Source organism: Rhizobium sp. L43, assembly GCF_002531725.1.
Taxonomy (GTDB): Bacteria; Pseudomonadota; Alphaproteobacteria; order Rhizobiales; family Rhizobiaceae; genus Rhizobium.
In genome coordinates this window covers 20,767-38,384 of the sequence record NZ_NWSQ01000041.1, presented here as the reverse complement: position 1 = coordinate 38,384, position 17,618 = coordinate 20,767, and the positions used below count along the sequence as shown (strand labels likewise).

The following is a 17,618-nucleotide window of genomic DNA, read 5'->3' as shown; positions in this document are numbered from 1 at the left end:
GCACGAGAACGTCCAGAACGAAGCCGTCTTGGTCAACGGCACGCCAGAGCCAGTACCTTCTGCCGCGAATGGTGACGGGCGGTGACGGCGCCATGCACCGCAGAAATGGTGCATGCGATCGCCGTGAATAGGGCGCTGCTCGGAAACGCGGACAAAGCGGCAGCTTGGCTCGCCTTGGGGGAGCAGGCCGACTTCGTGCAACACTTTTGCGGCATTCGAATTACCTTGGTCAAGGCTTGGCTGGATATCCTCGCGGTAGACGGAATAGCCTCCGGTGTGCGATTTGTGGAGATCGAGGACGCCATCTTTAATATACAGGCGCCTGAGTTGCAGATAGAGATGTTGGAACTCCTTTGCACGTGCGGAGGTTAGGGGCATCTATGCACCTGCGCGGATCAAGAGCTGGAACGATTATTTCCGGTCGGTCAGACCATTGATGCTCTGCCCTAAGTTCCGGCGGGATTTCTGGCTCGGATTGAGCCGTGTGAAACACGAGGCCACCCGACTCGACCTTGATGCGGGAGCGCGAGCCCGCCTGCTGCAACGGTCCACGTGGGCGAAGGATTGGGGGAACCGAGCCGTCGAGCGAAGAGATTGTTTCCGGAGGGATCCGCAATGAAAGCGCTGGTGACCGGATTCGACGCGTTTGCCGGGCTTCCGTTTAACCCATCCGAAGAGATTTTGAAAAGCCTAAGACGGCATCCCCCAAACGACCTGTTCGATCTGATCGAGTTTTCGGTCCTTCCAACTTCATACGCGGGAGTCGACAACTGGCTCGAGCGAAGCCTCGATCTCGCCCTGGACGCAGATCTAATCCTAATGCTTGGCCTGTCTGTGTCGACAGATAGGCTTAAGCTTGAGCGCTTTGCCATCAACGTAGCCGATTGTGGCGTAGCGGACAATCGCGGCGAGGTTCGCAGTGGAGTCGCGATTGTCGATGGCGGCCCCCGCGCATACGGGACCTCTGTCAATCTTGAACGTGTCGGAGCGCAGCTGGCGGTGGCTGGTATCCCCTATTGCGTGTCGAACAACGCGGGCTACTACGTCTGTAACTATATCTATTACCGCGTACTTAGACGCTTAGACGAAGTGGCGTCGACCGCGAAGGCCCTGTTTGTCCATATACCTTGGGCTTATCCCGTGACGATACAGGAGCATTTCGATTTGCCGCAACGGGACAGGCATCTAGCAGCCATCGGAAAATTACTGCTGGCATGCCGGATGTATCTAGATGAGTGCTGAACTGCACGGCTGTGGTTCGGCGTTGACGGATGACCCCCGTGGTTCACGTGGGAGGCGCAGGCGATCAGATCTTGGACCACCGCAACGGGAACTTGCACCCCGCGCATGGGCGGAGGCGGGACGGCAGGGAAAACTCGTCATCCATTTTGTGCCCAGCAGTGACCGACGCCCGCAGTGAGATAGGATTAGCAGCATACCGCCGGACGCCAATACCCTCCTGTGGGTCGGCGATCACTGCCTGAAGACATACGACCGCGTCAACGTGATCGTTGCCGGCAAGCAGCCGGAGTCCCAGTACCTTACGATCGACGAGGCGGTGAAGCATTGTGAAGAGGGCATTGGCGTCTGGGACTGGGCAAGCTTCGAAAACAATACAATCGCGCCGGACGTCGTGATGGCATGTGCGGGCGACGTGCCGACTATGGAGACCTCGCGGCCGTCATGCTGCTGCACGCGGCGGTACCAGATCTCAAGATAAGGACGGTCAACGTCGTCGATCTACTCGCGCTGCAAGGTCCGAAGGTGCATCCTCATGGCCTCGATGATGCACGGTTCGATAGTATCTTTACGCAGGACAGGCCGGTCATCTTCGCCTACCACGGCTATCCCTATCTCATCCACCGGTTGACGTACCGGCGCACCAATCACGGCAACATCCACGTGCGCGGGTTCGTGGAGGAGGGAACTACGACGACGCCGTTCGACATGACCGTATTGAACGAGCTGGACAGGTATCATCTCGCTCTCGAGGCGATCGCGCGAGTGCCCGATCTCGCCGAGAAGGTGCCAGATGTGGTGGCAGACCTGCATGCAAAGCTCGACGAGCACCGGGCGTTCGTGCGGGAGCGTGGAGAAGACATGCCGGAAATCCAGAATTGGCGCTGGGCACGCTCCTCCTAGCGCCACCGATGACCGGATTTGGGTAGCGACTGCCACCGCATACTGCCGCAGCCACGCTGGCACGCAGGAGAGAGGATTCGAGTGCGAGGTGGCAACCTCGCTCGACTTGGGGTGTCCCAACGGCAAGCGCAGCCTTTGCAGCGTCAGCTTCAGCCTGTTTCGAGTCGTTTTCGCTCTGCAGACGATGCGATCCCAAAACGTCGTAGAGAATGATCGCCGGATCATGCTGCAGCCGTCAACGAGAGGCAGCTAAGGGTGAAGCCCGGTCCCATCGCCGTCAGGACAGTTCTCCTGGGTAGTCCTTGCGCAAGAAGCTTCTCGAGTACGAACAGCGCGGTTGGCGAGGACATGTTCCCATAGTCCGAGAGCACCTCACGTTCCTGGTCGAGGGTTCCCTGGCTTAGTTTAAGCGCCGATTCCAAGGCTCCGGGGTGGCACGCAAACCGGTCAACGTCGGCAGGAGTAAGATCTGATCGGGCGAGTATGGACGTTACGCCCTTCAGCACATGAGTTTCGGCGAACGATGGTATCGCACGGTCGAAGATCACGCCCAGACCCTCCGGATCGACGCTCCATCCCATGATGTCTAGCGTGTCGGGCCACGTATGCTTGGCCTGCAAGTTCGACCTCGGCCAGACCGGTCTCACTGGCACGCACCACGCAGGCGGCGGCCCCGTCGCCGAAGAGGGCGGTCGCCACGATGTTCGCCTTCGTAAGCTTGTCCATATGCCAACGTGCAGGTCTCGGCGGCGACCACCAGAACGACTGAGCCTGGCCGGGATGCCGCCAGCCGTGACGCGATTGAAAGCGCAGAGACTCCGCCGGCACAGCCGAGGCCAAACACGGGAACCCGTTCGACATCGTCCCGGAAGCCCAGCTCGCCGCTTACCCTCGCTTCCAGACTAGGTGTCGCAATACCAGTCGAGGAGACGGTTACGATCGTGTCGGCATCGCCTGCTGCAAGGCCCGCCGACGCGAGAGCCTTGCTGGCGGCGGCGACGAACATTGCACTCGCGCCCTCGATGTGAGCGAGGTTTCGTTCGGGCCATCCCGACGTCTCGAGATACCACTCGATCGGCCGGACGGCATAGCGGCGCCGAATTCCCGAGGTTTCGAACACCCTTGCCAGCTTTTCGAAATCGCCAAATCGCGATGAGAACGCGGCGTGCGAGGCTCGCGCCGCGTCACGCTGGTCGATGACATGTGGCGGAACGGCGGTACCGACGGATACCAGCTTGACGGAATGCTGCATAAGACTCCTTGCGACGGCGCGGGAAGAATTTGGTACGCCGCGCGAGGACGAGACCGAACCGTACGCCTTGATCCTCAATAAGGTTGCAATGCGGGCGAGCCTGACGCCGCACTTCGTCGGAAGGCTTCAGAGACGACGACGCGCGAAGAATGCCTCCCGCGGCTTCGTGTCTGCCTTGATCCACGTCAATGCGCTCAACGTGTGCTTCAGGTTGAAACCGAACGAGTAATCGCTGCGACGTGAAAAGGGGCCATCCGCTTATCGAGTGGATCGCGCTCTATGCCGATGGCACGGAGCCGGCTTTCTGCCGTCTCCGCCGATCCCGGTGACGATCGCTTGTCCAGCGGTCGCTGACGCGCCTGGCGACGAGGCCCGTTCCGGGCCGCTTCCGTCTGTTTCGCCCCATGACATCGCCGCCCAGGCCCGTCAAGCGGCCCGTGAAGCCGGTCCATCTTCCGCGCCAGTCCGCAGAGCGGACCCGAGAAGATCTCCCGCCTTCCGCGCCACGCCGCTTGACAGTCCCGTTCGCCACCGCGGGGCGGGCTTTCGCCCTCCCCTTCTGTCCGGGGGAATGTCAGAGGCCATTCCCCCGGAAAGACCGGGGAGGCTTCGCCCGAGGGGGCTTGCCCTTCGGGGTGGCAACGGGAAATCTTGGAGACAGACAATGAGCATCGCGGGCCCGCGGATATTGCCATCGAGGAAATCGTCGAAGTCAGCTTGATCGAGGAGCGCACGAAACTGTCCGGCGATGAAATTTTGAACGTCGTTGTCGGCCGCCGTGACCTCGGCAAGGAGCTCCTCCCTGCCGTCGACAATAAGGAGGATGTCTTCAGCGTCACGGGTCATGATCAAGTCGCCGTTTCCCCTTCCGGCATAGGCTTCGAGCTTCGTCGCAAGAAACATTGGCGGCGTCAGGATCCGGATCGTGAGGTCTTCCGAGAGCTGGTAATGCTGTGCCGTCTCGATTCCACTCGCATACCATCGATTTCCGAATCCGAGGATAGCCGGATCATCCGGCATGACGTCGACCGTGAGCTTGCCGAGACGCATGCGGCAGATCACCGCCTCGTCAGCGGCCTCCATGAAGCCCAGTTGTCGAAGCTCTTCCTGGAGCTGTGCCCAGGCAGGAAGGCCCGCCAGGTCAACGATCAGGTCGATGTCATCTGTGGCACGCACATCCTCGAGCGTGACCGGATCAGTGATGAATAGCGCGGTCGTGCATCCGCCAACGAAGACCAGGCGCGAGCGGGTCTTCGCCAAGGGCCGAGGCAACGGCTTTCATCATTTCCAGCAGTTGAGCGCGGATCGCTGTCATTTGCTCATGATCCTTGACTTGAGGTGGTCGGTCGCGAGACCAACTTCCCGCTGGTTCCCGAGCCGGATCGCATCGACCAACGCGAGGTACTCGTAGAGTGCGTCGTCCTTCAGGACTGCGTCCGGCACGGTCTTGAAGAGCGGCTCCACCGCCTGCCCCATCTCCCTTCCGTTGGCATAGGGCCAAACGTAGTTGTACGTCCCGCCGCTGATCAGGAGTTCCGTGAGCATAGGTGCGGCGAAGGCAGTCGGTATGCCGCGCTGCATCGGTCCAACTTGGGCGGGGAAGACGAACTTTAGCCCGGTGGTAATGAAGCCGAACAGGTTCCTTCGGCTTGGCCGAGGCTCGTTCCTGCTGTTGTCTTTTCGCGCGATGCCTGATGCGACACTACGCTTGATCGACTGCGCTATTTCGGTCTTGCTGATCCCGAGTTGCGCTTCTAGGTTCCGAACGGAATATGGATCTCCCCCCACGGATTCCGATCGCAACCGATCGATGCCCTTGGTGAGTTCCTGATCTTGCAGGCTTACCAGCTTCAGCAGGACGACGATATCTTGGCTCTTCATAATAGTGTCCTCTGTCCTAGGACTGAGGACACTTAGCCTAAAGCAATTGGTCCTGTCAAATCTGTGGACATCGCCCTTAGGGTTGATCGTCTGGAGCAAAGAGCTCGATGTACCTCACAGTAAGTGCTTGGGCGATTTGGTAGATGATGATGATCGAGGGGTTTCCGAATTGATCAAGACCAGATTTCCAGCCGAAGCAAAGGCGCCTGGCCAATCTCTCGCCGGCACCGCCCCAAATAATATCTAAAATCGCGGGAAAAGCGGAATGGCATTAGCTCGAGATAACGCATACATTTCGCGAGAAACCTAAGGGAAACCCTGACCAGCTTTCGGCTTTCACTGAGGTGATTGCCACCGCTGTTATGACATGATGAAACAAAGGTTGGATGACGACCCCACATGTCGAAACTAGAGAATCATATAATCTCGACACAAGCTGTTCTATCAAGATCTCATTTTGCCAAATCACGGTTCAACGGTTCGATTCCCATCAAGGCGAGGGATGAGTTGGGTATGCCGCTCCGAATAGTCCCATTTGTCACATCACTGAAAAACTTCTGACCTAACGAGGCTTTCCGGGCCTCCGCTCAGGGTGCGGCCGTCGATCAGGAGTGACGAAATCATGTTGGAACGTGTTGGCAGCGAATCGAAAGAGGTCGAAACCCTGGTCGTGGACCTCGGCCAGAAAGACGTGACCGGCCGTTCTGCATCGGCAAAAACCATCGACGCCAGCGAAATACGCAAGATCGCGCCGAGCGGCAACGGGCAGGCACTCGACATCTCCGCTGCGCGGGGCTTCGTCGGGTTTACGCCGAGCAAACGCGGCGGCGCCGCGATCCTGGTCGATGCAAAGGTGAGCACGCCCGAAACCGACCCGGGCACCGATCTCAAGATCGACCTCGACGGTTTTCTCGCCGCTGCCCTCCAGCAATCTCGCCAGCTATTCGTTCAACGACGTCATGGCGGCGATCATGATCGGCACCGGGCTGGCCGGCAAGGGCATTGCCGCCAACGGCTCAGGCGACGGACGCTTCTTCGCCGGCAGCGGCGGCGACGCCTGGATCGCCGAGCGCATGTTCGCCACCAAGGATAATGGCTGGAGCAAGACCATCCAAAGTCTCGATCTGCCTTATATCGACAGCGACTATCTGACATCCAGCCTCAAGAAGATGGACCTTGTCATGTCGGGTTCGGATGCCATCGAGCCGGTCGTGGAGCGCCCGATCGACGAGAAAGACATCCTGGAAAGCAAGGTGCTGCGCGGTTACGCTCCGTCGACCGCCTATGAGCCGACGCTGAAGAAGCTCGACGAACTCAAATACGGCATTCTCGGCGACGCCGTGAAGGACGTGAACCGGGATTTCGTGGCGCCCCACAATATGGACCACCTCGACCAGCTGGCGCCGGAACAGAAGGCAACGCTGCTCTACGATCTCATCGAGATCAAACAGCAGTTCAACGGCTATATGAACCAGTATGGCGACAGCGTGCCCGATGGCGAGCGCGTCGGCAAGGACCTCGACGCGCGGATCGAAAAGCTGACGGCTGATCCCGCGACGCAGCAGCATCTCTCAGATATCTTCGCAAGCGGCATGAAGGAATATCTGCAGCAACCGGAGAATTCCGATCTGCTCACCAACATCGAAGACGCCTATCTGATCGATATCGGCGGCGGCAAGGCGATCGACCGGGCGCTGAGCGCCGGCAAGAGCTTCGAAGATGCCCTGAAGGATTATTATTCCGAACTCAACACGCTCGTCGATCTCCTGCCCCAGGATTATATCGACGCGCATCTCGACGCCGCGAACGTCACCTTCTCAAACATCATCAAGGAACATTATATCGGCGACGGCCAGGGTGTCGATCTCGAGCAGTTGCTGTCGGGTCCGGATGACACATTTGTGCCCGGCGCAACGAATGACGCCATCAGCCAGTTGGCAAACACCTTCGCCGAGGATTTCATCAGCAAAAACGGCCCGGCAGATGGCGGCGAAACGCTGAAACAGAATCTGGCGCAGGACATAGCACGCGACGTTGACGGCGTTCTGCGCATGGTGCGCGGCGGCATGAAGCTCGACGCCGCGGTCGCCTCCTTCAAGGATTCGCTCGACCTGCCGCGCCAGACTCGCACACCTGCTGGCATCGATGCCGAAGTGTACAAGGCCGGCCTCGTCCATGCGGTCCAGATGCTCAGCATGTCGAGCGTGCTGGTGGCGCGCGGCCTCGGTGTGGGCGGCAAGTGGACGCCGGCCGATATCGCCGCTGCGGTCGGCTCGGCGACGCAGATCGTTGGCATGACGATGGAGGGTCTCGGCAAGAACCTCGACGTTGCCGGCAAGCCGTTCAGCGCCTTCGGCAATCAGCCGGGCAGCTGGGGCAAGGGGATCTCCATGAGCTTCTCGCCGAAGACGATGGAAGCGGCGGGCAAGATTCTCGGTGCCGCCGGCGGCCTCGCCATGGCCGGCCTCGGCTTCTATCTGGCGTCGCGGACGATGAAGACCGGCGACCGCGCCAAGGGCGCGCTCGAAATCATCGGCGGCATTGCCGGTACCGGCAACGCGCTTATCGGTTTCTCCGAAGCGATGCTTTATCTGACCAATGTCATGTCCCGCGCCTTTTCCGGACTCGAAACGGTGGCGCCGGAAGTGGTGACCATCTTCAGCAACGCCGCCAAAGCCGGCCTTGCGGCGGCCGGACTGGTCACCGGCCTCGTTGCCTCGGCCGTCGGGCTGGCACTTGGCCTGTGGGATATGGCCAATGGCGTGAAGAAGCTCGACAAGATGGAAAAGCAGCTGAACGAGAAGCTTGAGCGCTACACCGGCGAGTCCGTGCATCTCGAATTCCGGCCGGATCCGTCATTCATCTGGTAAAGGCATAGTCGGCGGCAACGATGACCGCCACCCCGGAAAAGCCTGGGAAATGCCCTGCGAGCCTCGGTAAAAATGTGATTTGATCTCCCCGCGCGAGGTCGCTGCATTTATGCAACCGCGATGTCGCGATCGGGCTTGAATTATCGCGCAAAGGTCGATCTTATGCCTAACGTAAGGTAAACGACCTCATCCGCGAAAAGCGGACAAGAAAATCAAAGGGAACGCATGTCATCCATCGCACCAGCATCTTCGGATATCGATACGGTTTCATTTCTCAGGCTAAACGCCAATTCCGATCCGAAGTCCGAAAATTCGACAAGCCAGGACAAGACCGCGAGCACGGTCAAGAAGGCATCGCCTTTTAGCTCTGACGGGACGACGACGGCAGGCCTGACGATTCTCTCCTCCACATCGGCGCAGACGAGTAGCCCGAAGTTCGTTGCGCAGGCCGCGACGTCAAATGGCGATTCCAGCCCTACCGCACCGATCCAGCCGGTCATCGATCTCCTGTTCAATTCCGATTTCATGAGCGAGATCAATCAGGGCTTCATGGAAGGGCTGAAGGACAAGGACAAGTCCTTCGAGAGCATCGACGTCGTCAAAAACCCTCAGAATTACACCGCCGAGCAGAAACTGATCATGTATCTCGATCTGCTTCAGACTAAGGCGACCTTCGGCAAATACAAGGACAGCCTCGGCGACAACCAGCGCGGCATCTACAACGACCAGGAGATCCTGAAGGATCTCGACAAGTCGATTGCAATCCTGGGCTCGGACGCCGACGTCAACTCACAGATGACGGAGAAGGCGCTGAAGGCCCTCAAGCTGATCTTCTCCGGTTATCGCGTCGCGCCGGCCGATACCAACAAGGACGCTTTCGAGATCATCAACGACACGATCACCCGTGACGAGAAGATGAAGGACCTGCGTACGAAGGTCGAGGATGCCTTTGAGCGCGACATCGTCAATGGCGGCCTGCTGAATGACGGCCTGAAATCCGGCAAGGACGTCACCACCATTCTCAAGGAATATAATGCCGCCCTCGGCTTCTATTCCATGGTGCTTCCCGACGATTTCGTAAAGCAGCGCTCGGCGATTGCCGACAAGACCTATGCCGAATTTTTCGACAAGAACGTGCTGCCGACGATCTCCGATCCGACGACGGCGCTCGATGGCCTGATCCGCATGGGACTGGCCGGCAACAAGACCGAGCGGGAGCTGAAGGGGCTCGGCTCCATCCTGCCGGTTGTGGATTTCGACCAGTCGCTCGGGCTCGGCGGCAGTCTGTTCCCCGATCTCAAGATCGACCTCGACGGTTTGAAGAAGGTTGCCGCTTCCGAATTCGGCAGCACCGTGCCCAACAACATCACCCACCTGTTCAACCCGACCATCCAGGCGATGGCCAACCAGTTTCACGGGGGAGACAGCCCCGAGGTGCGCGATCAGTTCAAGGCCGATGTGAAGGCGCTTCTCGGCCCGCTGCTCGACAAGATCGGGGCCGGAGAAATCGGAGTCGGCGATCTTGCCGGCAATCTGGAGCGCATCACCTCGCAGCTGGCCGCCCCCGGTGGCAAGGAGGTCTGGGGCTACCGCCATGCGGTGCAGACCGCGCTCGAAGGGCTCGTCATGGGCGCCAGCCTTGTCTCGAAGATGTCGGCCAATGCTGAGTGGGACAAGAGCGTCTCGCCGCTGCCCTCCAGCAATCTCGCCAGCTATTCGTTCAACGACGTCATGGCGGCGATCATGATCGGCACCGGGCTGGCCGGCAAGGGCATTGCCGCCAACGGCTCAGGCGACGGACGCTTCTTCGCCGGTAGCGGCGGCGACGCCTGGATCGCCGAGCGCATGTTCGCCACCAAGGATAACGGCTGGAGCAAGACCATCCAGAATCTCGATCTGCCCTATATCGACAGCGAATATCTGACATCCAGCCTGAAGGACATGGGACTTTCCATGTCGGGGCTGATGAAGACGCTGATGCCCGGAACGGATGTGATCGATCCGATCATCGTCGACGGCAAGACCGCCGAAGAGGCGATCAAGAAGATCATCGCTCCGAGCCTTGATGCGCTGGCGGAAACACTGTTCAAGGGCAATGCCGAGGCCATGGCGCAATACAAGACCAATTTCACGACGATCTTCACCGCGCTTTGGGCGACGATGCGCCCGGGCGGCAGCGTCGAAACCATCAAGGCCGACCTTGCCAAGCTGATCGACAAGACTGCGACGGCAGTGCCAGCGGGGGTCGATCCGGTCAAATACAAGGCGGCGCTCTCTTCCGGCGTGATGTCGGTGCTCACCGCCTCCCGGTCCATCTATGCCGGCCTCAACATGACGAGCCCGACCTGGGACAGCATCGGCATCGTCGTTCTGCACGCCCTTGGTGCGCTGGCGCATATGGGCAGTGCGCTCGGCTCGGCGATCAAAGCCTCGAATTTTTCGCTGCTGGATGGGATCGGCTCGCTCGTCGGCGTCTCCGACGAACTGGCGCGGGCGCAACGCAGCGTGCTCTCCGCCTTTTTCAAGAATACCGGGACGACGGTCGGCGCCGTTGCCGGGGTCGCCTGGCTGCCGGTGGAATATTACCAGTTCCTGCAAGGGCTCACGAGCGGCAAGGGCGACCCGGTCGATCTCATTTTCATGGGTATCGGAACGGTAGCGGACACGGTCGGCGCGATCGAAGGCATTGCAGGCGTTGCCAACATGCTGGTGAACTCCACCTTCCTCGGGCGCACGGGTGCAACGGTTGCCCTGGTCTCCGGCGCCTTCTCGCTCGGTTTTGCCGTTGCTTGCGCGGTGTCCTGGGCGGCCTGGTCAGGCTTTACCATCTACCAGAGCATCAAGCAGGAAAAGGCCTTCCACAAGCAGACCGACATGATGAACGACATGCTCAAGCGCACGGTCAACGACACGGTCGGCATCTACGCCAAGACCGGCCCGATCGTCGGCGCCAAGGGCGGCGTCACCCCCGCGCCCCGCGACCCGGAACAGCGCGAGCTTACGCCTGAGAACTGGGACGCGATCACCGCCGATGTCGAGAAGCGCCGCGGTACGGCGGTGGGCTGATCCGGGACGCGTTCGCAACACCAAATATCTGAGTGTTCACAGGCCCGTTGGCGTAGAGGCGGTCGGGCCTGTGAACATTCGAACAAATTTAAGTATAAACTTCATGCGCAATCTGGATATCTGCTGCGTTTTATGGACAAAACGTTCCATTTTAATATAAAGATCGCTAAATTTATCATAGCCGACTGTACGTTCTGGAAATTAACCATCGGTTAAGTTTAAACAATTGACCAGCCGTTTTTTTATCCATATCAAATCATGCATTCATTTTGATAAATTCCTTGATGGAAGTGCTCATATGGCCGTAGATGCGGTGAATTCCGACCTGAACTTGGCGCCTGCAGACCCTGTCTCGGTGGAGCTGACGACTGATAAGACGGGTTCCACAGGCACCACCGGCAGCACGACGAAAAAGGTCGATCCGAACAGCGAGAGCGAGGTTCTCTCCGCTGCCGTGGACGCATTTCTGCCGGGCATGATTTCCAACACCCTGATGCTGAACAATTCGCTTTTCAATTTCGCCAAGGAGGCGATCGACGAAGGCAGCGACGAGTAGCGTTCCTGTTCATCGTTTGCAGTTGACATGTACCGAGTTGAGGAATTGCAATGAGTGGAGAAGTACTTTCCGGCCGCGCCTTCACGCCGCCCTTCGATGGCGTATCGACGGGCAATGTCCTGAAGACCTCGGAGATCGTGGCGGAGCGGATCGGGTTGCAGCCGGCGGATTTCGCTGGCATTCGGCCAACCGAGCTCACCTCCATTCCCAATACCCAGGGCCGCAAGATCGCGCCTGAGTCCGACGCCGTCCTGCCCTCCTATTCACCGGAAGGCAATACCACGCCCTCCAGCATTCTCGACCGGCTGTCGGCTTTCTTCATGCCGGTGGCCGGAATCGGCCAGCCGGAGACGCCGCTGGTGCGATTTACCGCGGACAAGGATCAGAGCGGCCCGAAGATCGAAGACATCACGACATCAATCGACCGGCTGGAGAAATCACAGCAATTCGCAACCGGCACGACGCTGCTGTCGTCGCTCACCCAGTCGGTGATGTCGTCATCCAAACGGCTGACGCAGGGCCAGTGAACATCATGATCACATCGGCCCTTTCGAGATCATCGATCTCTTCGCCCGCGCGCAAAGTCCTTCCGAAGGCCGCAATGCTTGCCCTCTGCCTGTTCCTCGCCGCCTGCAGCCAGGACGTGCTCACGGGGCTCGATCAGCGCGATGCGCTGGATGCCCAGGTGCTGCTCGAACGCGCCGGCATTTCCGTCACCATGAAGAGCGAAAAGGGCGGGACCTATGCGATCACCGCTGAATCAACCGATCATGCCCGGGCGATCGAGCTGCTGGCGGGCGCCGGTCTGCCGCGTCAGTCGTTTGGAAATGTCGCCGAACTCTTTGCCGGCAACGGCTTCCTCGTGACACCTTACGAACAGAAAGCCCGGATGAGCTACGCCATCGAGCAGCAGCTTGCCGAAACGCTTTCCGGGCTCGACGGCGTGGCGACGGCGCGCGTCCATGTGGTGCTGCCGGAGGAGAACGGCCGCGGGCTCATCAAGGAGAAGGCGAGGGCAGCGGCCGTGCTGCAATATCGCCCCGGCGCCAATCTCAACGAGATCGACATGAAGAGCCGGTCCGTTCTGGTCAACAGCATCCGTGATCTCTCTTACGAAGATGTCTCGGTGGTGGTCAGCCCCTGGTCGGAGGTCGGCGCGCCGGCGGCGGTAGCGGCGGCACCGGCCCCGGCGGCAACCGTGACGCCGGCGCCCGCTACAGCGCCATCCTCGATGGTGCAAAGCGCTCTCTCGGCTTTCAAAGGCCCCAATCTTGCCGTGATCGGCGCCATCATCCTCGCCATCGGGGCATGCCTGCTGCTGCTGTTTCCGCAGCGGAAGGAGCGCTGAGCATGCGCACGCCGCGTGCGGACGGCGAGGCGATCTCGAATGCGGCGAGGATCCGCAAGGCAGCGCTGCTTTCCGCGGATATGCTGACGGCCGCCCGATGGGATGGGATCGCGCCGCTCCTTGCCGACGGATCCACCCTGTCGCCGCGGCTGCATCGGCGGCTTTTCACTGAGATAGCGGAAGCCCATGGCGATCCCGCCACGTTTGCCGACGGCGCCCGCCGCCTGACTTCCATGGCCACGGACGGACGCGCAACGGCCGCGCTCCGGGCGGGCCTCGCCTATCATCTCGCAGCCTTCTGCCCCGCGGTCGATCGCCCGACCCTTACGAGGCTCAGGGCCGCCTACGGCGAGGAAGCGGTCGCATTCGCTCTCGGCCACATCAATCTTTCCGCGGCAACGCCGCCGCTCGATCTGTTGAGCGAGCAGGCAAGGCAGGTCGTCGAGGCCGATGGCTGGTCGATGCTGGCACTTCTGGCAGACGAATACCGGATCTCCGCGGCTTGGCGGTCGGCGGGCTGGCGCGACATGGCTGAAAACGGCTCGGCTTCCCTCTTAAAGGGCCCGGCGCTCGCCCTGGCGGCGGCAGCCGTCGACGAGGTCGCCGCCTTAAAGGAAGGCGCCGGACGATGAGCTCGGGATTTGCACGCCACGACCGCATCATTCCGGCGGAGAGTTTCGGCCAGATCACAGAGGCGGCGCAAATTCTGGAGGCTGCCCAACGGGACGCCGCCCAATCTCAGGCCACACTTGCAGCCGCCAGCGAGCAAGCCGCCCAAAACGGCTATCGCGACGGATTCGAACAGGGCGTTCGCGATGCCGCCGCACGGCTTGCCGCCTCGCTCGGAAAAGCCGAACGGGAAATTGCCAATCTCGACAGCTGGGTCGAGGCGGTGGTTCTGAAATCGGTCGGACTGATCCTCGGATCGATGGAGGCCGACGAACGCACGAGGCGATTGGTCCGCCACGCCATATCCCAGACCGCTGAGGCGCAGGAGATCGTCCTGCATGTCGCCCCCGACGATGCCGCCATGATCGCCCGGGCAATTGCGGACATCGATCACCGCATCACCATCGAAACGGATCCGCTGATGTCTGCCGGCGAGATTATTCTGGAGACGTCGGCGGGACGAAGCCAGATCGGCTTGAAAGACCAGCTCGCCACCGTGACCGAGGCCCTCGTCCATGGTTGACGCGTTGCTTCGGATGGAGCGGACACTCGAACAAACGGACGTGCGGCGGCAGAGCGGCCGCGTAAAGAGTGTGTCGGGCCTGCTGGTGCGGGCGCTCATCCCCTCGGTCAGGATCGGCGAGCTTTGTGAACTGCATGAGCCGGGCAGGGGTCGCATCGGCCTTGCCGATGTCGTCGGCATCGACGGCGAGACGGCGCTTCTCTCGCTTCACGGCGAAACCCGCGGCATCTCCCAGCGCACGGAAATCATCCCGACCGGCCGGGAACCGACGGTCTCTGTCGGCAGTTTCCTAATCGGCGCGATCGTCGACGCACACGGTAATGTCCTGCGTCCCTCCGCCAATCCCGGCGGCGAGGACGCGCGCTTCCTGCAGCCGCTCTATGGCCAGCCGGTCGATCCTCTGTCGCGCCGCCCCATCCGCCAGCCGTTTACCTCGGGAATTGCTGCCCTGGACGGATTGCTGACCTGCGGCCAGGGCCAACGCATCGGTATTTTCGGCGCGCCCGGCGCCGGCAAGTCGACGCTGGTGTCCCAGATCGTCGCCAACAGCAAGGCCGATGTGATCGTCTGCGCCCTGGTGGGCGAACGCGGACGCGAGGTCGGCGAATTCGTTGCCGGCAACATGCCGGAAGGCGTTCCGTCGAATGTGGCGCTGGTTGTCGCCACATCCGATCGCCCGGCGCTGGAGCGGTTCAAGGCGGTGATGACAGCAACGGCGATCGCCGAATATTTTCGCGAGCAGGGAAAACATGTGCTGCTCGTCATCGACAGCGTCACCCGCATGGCCCGCGCCTTGCGCGAAGTCGGACTTGCTGCCGGCGAACCGCCGGTGCGGCGCGGCTTTCCGCCTTCCGTATTCGCCGTCTTGCCGCAGATCTTCGAGCGCGCCGGCAACAGCGCAAACGGCACGATGACGGCTTTCTATACGGTCCTCGTCGAAGGCGAAGAGCAGGACGATCCGATTGCCGAAGAAACCAGGTCGCTGCTGGACGGCCATATCGTGCTCTCCGACAAGATTGCCAGGGCGGGCAATTTTCCGGCGATCGATGTTCTGGCCAGCCGAAGCCGGACGATGAGCGCGGTGGTGAGCGAGAGCCATCGCCAGGCAGCCGACAAGCTGCGCGCCCTGCTTGCCCTCTATGACGAAGTGGAACTGCTTATCCGCGTCGGCGAATATCGCCAGGGGCGCGATGCCGCTGTCGACGAGGCCGTCGCCAAACACGGCCTCATCCAGCGCTTCCTGTTTGACGGCCAGGGCAAGCCGCAGCCGTTCGGCGCGATCGTCGAAGCCCTCGATGAGCTTGTCCGATGAATGTCGCCGCGCCCGCATGGCCCCACGCATCGATGGCCGGGAACTTCTTTTCCCGTTCCGGCACGATGATGCGCGCCGCCTGGCAAATTCCGGTCCGGGAGCAGACGCTTTCCGTTCGCCCGCTGGCCCCCGATATCGCAGCCGCGCGGACCACCGATCCGGTCGGCATTCTCTGCCACGTCGGTAAACGTGAGCAGATGCTGATTGCGTCGGCCGGCGCATTGCGGCTGCTGGCGGAAAGACTGGAACCGCTGCTCCTATGGGAAAAGCTGTCGCCGTCTGAAAAGGCGGCCGTGGTCGAACACCTGTTCGCCGAGGCTTTCGAGGCAATCGAGAATAGGATCGGCATGAGCCTGTCGCTGCTGCAGATCGGCGCCGAGACGCAGCCGGATGTCAGCGGCAATTTCGGCTTCGACATCGGCTGGAACGGCATGAGCCTGCCCTTGAGCGGCCGCTTCGATGAAACCGCCCTTGCCGGCCTGGTCGGCTGGGCAAGCCGCCTGCCGCGCCGCACGCTCAATGTCCTGACGACGGCGGTCAGCATCCGGCGCGGTTATGCCCTGCTGTCGGTCAGTGAAATCAAATCCCTGCGGTTGGGGGACGGCATCGTCATCGATGGCGGGGCACCGGAGACCGTGGTCGCGATCACGGGTGAACGTTACCTTGCAACCTGCATGCGATCGGACAAAGGCGCGGTCCTCACCGAACCACTCCTGTCGACGCCAACCGGACCAATGAGGCATTTCATGACAAATGAAACCGTCGATCAGGAATTGCAGGGCGAGCCGCGTCCGTCGCCTGTCGACAGCATCCCGATCAAGCTGGTCTTCGATGCAGGACGGCTGGAGTTGCCGCTGCGCACACTCGAAATGATCGGCGAGGGTTATGTGTTCAACCTCGACAGGCCATTGTCGGACGCCGTCGATATCATCGCCCAAGGCCGCGTTATCGGACGGGGCGAAATCATCTCCGTGGATGGATTGAGCGCCGTTCGCGTCACGGCGCTGCACGACTGATGGAACAGAGCTTTCCTCTTGCCCAGAGCCTCGTGGCGATGGCGGCGATCTCGATGCTGCCGGTTATTGCCGTGATCGCGACCTCCTTCACCAAGATTTCGGTCGTCCTGCTGATCGTGCGTAATGCGATCGGCATCCAACAGACGCCGCCGAATCTCCTGGTCTTTGCGATTGCCATCGTGCTCTCGGCCTTCGTGATGAACCCGGTGCTGCAAAACAGCTGGCAATTGCTGCTCGCCCATAGCGGCGATTTCGGCACGGTCAGTGGCATGGTGGACGGCATGATCAAGGTGGCGGCACCGCTGAAGGATTTCATGCTGAAATTTTCCGACGCCGAGGTGCGCGAATTTTTCGTGCAGGCGTCGCAGAAGATCTGGGCAAACGCGCCGGCAACCCCCATTGCCTCCGATGACATCACCGTGCTGACGCCGAGCTTCCTCGTTTCGGAACTGACGCGGGCCTTCGAAATCGGATTTCTGATCTATCTGCCCTTTCTGATGATCGACTTTGCCGTTTCCGCCATTCTGGTGGCGCTCGGCATGCAGATGATGTCCCCGACCGTGGTGTCGACACCGCTGAAGCTGCTGCTGTTCGTCTCGATCGATGGCTGGCGGCGATTGCTGGAAGGTCTGGTGCTGTCCTATGCGCAGTGAGCATCGCCCCTTCCCGAAAACCCCGGTTCACGTGCCTGCCACGCGAAAGGCTTGCCGTCATGGGTGAAGACCAGGTCGCAGCCGAAATCGGCATGTCCGTCATGGCGACCTTCGCCTTGGCCGGCCCCATTCTGGGCCTGGCCGCGCTTCTCGGGCTGATCATCGCCATTTTCCAGGCGGCAACGCAGATCCAGGAGCAGACCATCGCGCAGATCGTCAAGATTTTCGTGATCTCCATCACCCTGCTGCTGTTCGGCCGGGTGCTGGCAACGCCGCTGATCGAACATTCCGTTCATATCCTCAACGACTTCCCGACCATGGTTCAGTGAG

At 60.7% G+C, this 17,618-nt stretch carries 15 protein-coding genes and 3 pseudogenes; 13 read left to right on the top strand and 5 right to left on the bottom strand.

The features are described from left to right. Nucleotides 1-378 (bottom strand): hypothetical protein (locus CO667_RS35680; protein WP_210200710.1); only part of this gene is annotated, 378 nt, incomplete at its 3' end. Nucleotides 379-615: 237 nt separating this feature from the next. Between CO667_RS35680 and CO667_RS32075 the strand changes: the two genes are divergently transcribed. Next, nucleotides 616-1,242, top strand: coding sequence for a pyroglutamyl-peptidase I (locus CO667_RS32075; protein ID WP_096771919.1), 627 nt, complete (start codon nucleotides 616-618; stop codon nucleotides 1,240-1,242). 193 nt (nucleotides 1,243-1,435) lie between these two features. Further along, a pseudogene (locus CO667_RS32070) lies at nucleotides 1,436-2,142 on the top strand (phosphoketolase); the annotation flags it as partial. 221 nt (nucleotides 2,143-2,363) lie between these two features. Here the strand turns inward: CO667_RS32070 and CO667_RS32065 are convergent. The 3 genes and pseudogenes from CO667_RS32065 to CO667_RS32055 form a co-directional block, all read right to left on the bottom strand. Then, nucleotides 2,364-3,394 (bottom strand): annotated as a pseudogene (locus CO667_RS32065) (type III polyketide synthase). Between the two features lie 426 nt (nucleotides 3,395-3,820). Next, complete coding sequence (locus tag CO667_RS32060) at nucleotides 3,821-4,654, bottom strand: hypothetical protein (protein ID WP_342588543.1); 834 nt, start codon at nucleotides 4,652-4,654, stop codon at nucleotides 3,821-3,823. A gap of 51 nt (nucleotides 4,655-4,705) precedes the next feature. Continuing rightward, nucleotides 4,706-5,275 carry a hypothetical protein gene (locus CO667_RS32055; protein ID WP_096771921.1) on the bottom strand — a complete coding sequence of 190 codons (570 nt, stop codon included), beginning with the start codon at nucleotides 5,273-5,275 and terminating at the stop codon, nucleotides 4,706-4,708. A gap of 622 nt (nucleotides 5,276-5,897) precedes the next feature. Here CO667_RS32055 and CO667_RS32050 point away from each other — a divergent pair. After that, nucleotides 5,898-8,145 (top strand): annotated as a pseudogene (locus CO667_RS32050) (hypothetical protein). A gap of 212 nt (nucleotides 8,146-8,357) precedes the next feature. On the opposite strand, the gene CO667_RS36075 reads toward CO667_RS32050, so the two are convergent. Then, nucleotides 8,358-8,645, bottom strand: a complete 288-nt coding sequence (locus CO667_RS36075) for a hypothetical protein (protein WP_239621120.1) — start codon at nucleotides 8,643-8,645, stop codon at nucleotides 8,358-8,360. 25 nt (nucleotides 8,646-8,670) lie between these two features. Between CO667_RS36075 and CO667_RS32045 the strand changes: the two genes are divergently transcribed. From CO667_RS32045 to CO667_RS32000, 10 genes are all read left to right on the top strand, one after another. Next, nucleotides 8,671-11,211, top strand: coding sequence for a hypothetical protein (locus CO667_RS32045; protein WP_245424633.1), 2,541 nt, complete (start codon nucleotides 8,671-8,673; stop codon nucleotides 11,209-11,211). Nucleotides 11,212-11,509: 298 nt separating this feature from the next. Beyond that, nucleotides 11,510-11,767 (top strand): hypothetical protein, encoded by a 258-nt coding sequence (locus tag CO667_RS32040; protein WP_088396736.1) that lies wholly within the window; start codon nucleotides 11,510-11,512, stop codon nucleotides 11,765-11,767. 50 nt (nucleotides 11,768-11,817) lie between these two features. Next, nucleotides 11,818-12,294, top strand: a complete 477-nt coding sequence (locus CO667_RS32035; RefSeq protein ID WP_096771917.1) for a hypothetical protein — start codon at nucleotides 11,818-11,820, stop codon at nucleotides 12,292-12,294. Next, a complete protein-coding gene (gene sctJ, locus CO667_RS32030; protein ID WP_088396738.1) occupies nucleotides 12,291-13,115 on the top strand; it encodes a type III secretion inner membrane ring lipoprotein SctJ in 825 nt (274 codons plus the stop codon). Before CO667_RS32035 ends, sctJ begins: the two co-directional genes overlap by 4 nt. A 2-nt stretch (nucleotides 13,116-13,117) precedes the next feature. Beyond that, nucleotides 13,118-13,747: a hypothetical protein gene (locus CO667_RS32025; protein ID WP_088396739.1), complete on the top strand. Its 630-nt coding sequence runs from the start codon at nucleotides 13,118-13,120 to the stop codon at nucleotides 13,745-13,747. Beyond that, nucleotides 13,744-14,307 (top strand): type III secretion system stator protein SctL, encoded by a 564-nt coding sequence (gene sctL, locus CO667_RS32020; RefSeq protein ID WP_096771916.1) that lies wholly within the window; start codon nucleotides 13,744-13,746, stop codon nucleotides 14,305-14,307. The genes CO667_RS32025 and sctL overlap by 4 nt, the downstream gene beginning before the upstream one ends. Further along, entirely contained in the window at nucleotides 14,300-15,619 is a 1,320-nt protein-coding gene (locus CO667_RS32015) for a FliI/YscN family ATPase (RefSeq protein ID WP_088396741.1), read from the top strand. Before sctL ends, CO667_RS32015 begins: the two co-directional genes overlap by 8 nt. Further along, nucleotides 15,616-16,635, top strand: a complete 1,020-nt coding sequence (locus CO667_RS32010; RefSeq protein WP_096771915.1) for a FliM/FliN family flagellar motor switch protein — start codon at nucleotides 15,616-15,618, stop codon at nucleotides 16,633-16,635. Before CO667_RS32015 ends, CO667_RS32010 begins: the two co-directional genes overlap by 4 nt. Continuing rightward, the gene (gene sctR, locus CO667_RS32005; RefSeq protein ID WP_088396743.1) at nucleotides 16,635-17,288 is read left to right on the top strand and encodes a type III secretion system export apparatus subunit SctR; all 654 of its coding nucleotides are present in this window, start codon (nucleotides 16,635-16,637) and stop codon (nucleotides 17,286-17,288) included. Before CO667_RS32010 ends, sctR begins: the two co-directional genes overlap by 1 nt. 59 nt (nucleotides 17,289-17,347) lie before the next feature. After that, a complete protein-coding gene (locus CO667_RS32000) occupies nucleotides 17,348-17,617 on the top strand; it encodes a flagellar biosynthetic protein FliQ (protein WP_004672590.1) in 270 nt (89 codons plus the stop codon). Nucleotide 17,618: the final 1 nt, after the last annotated feature.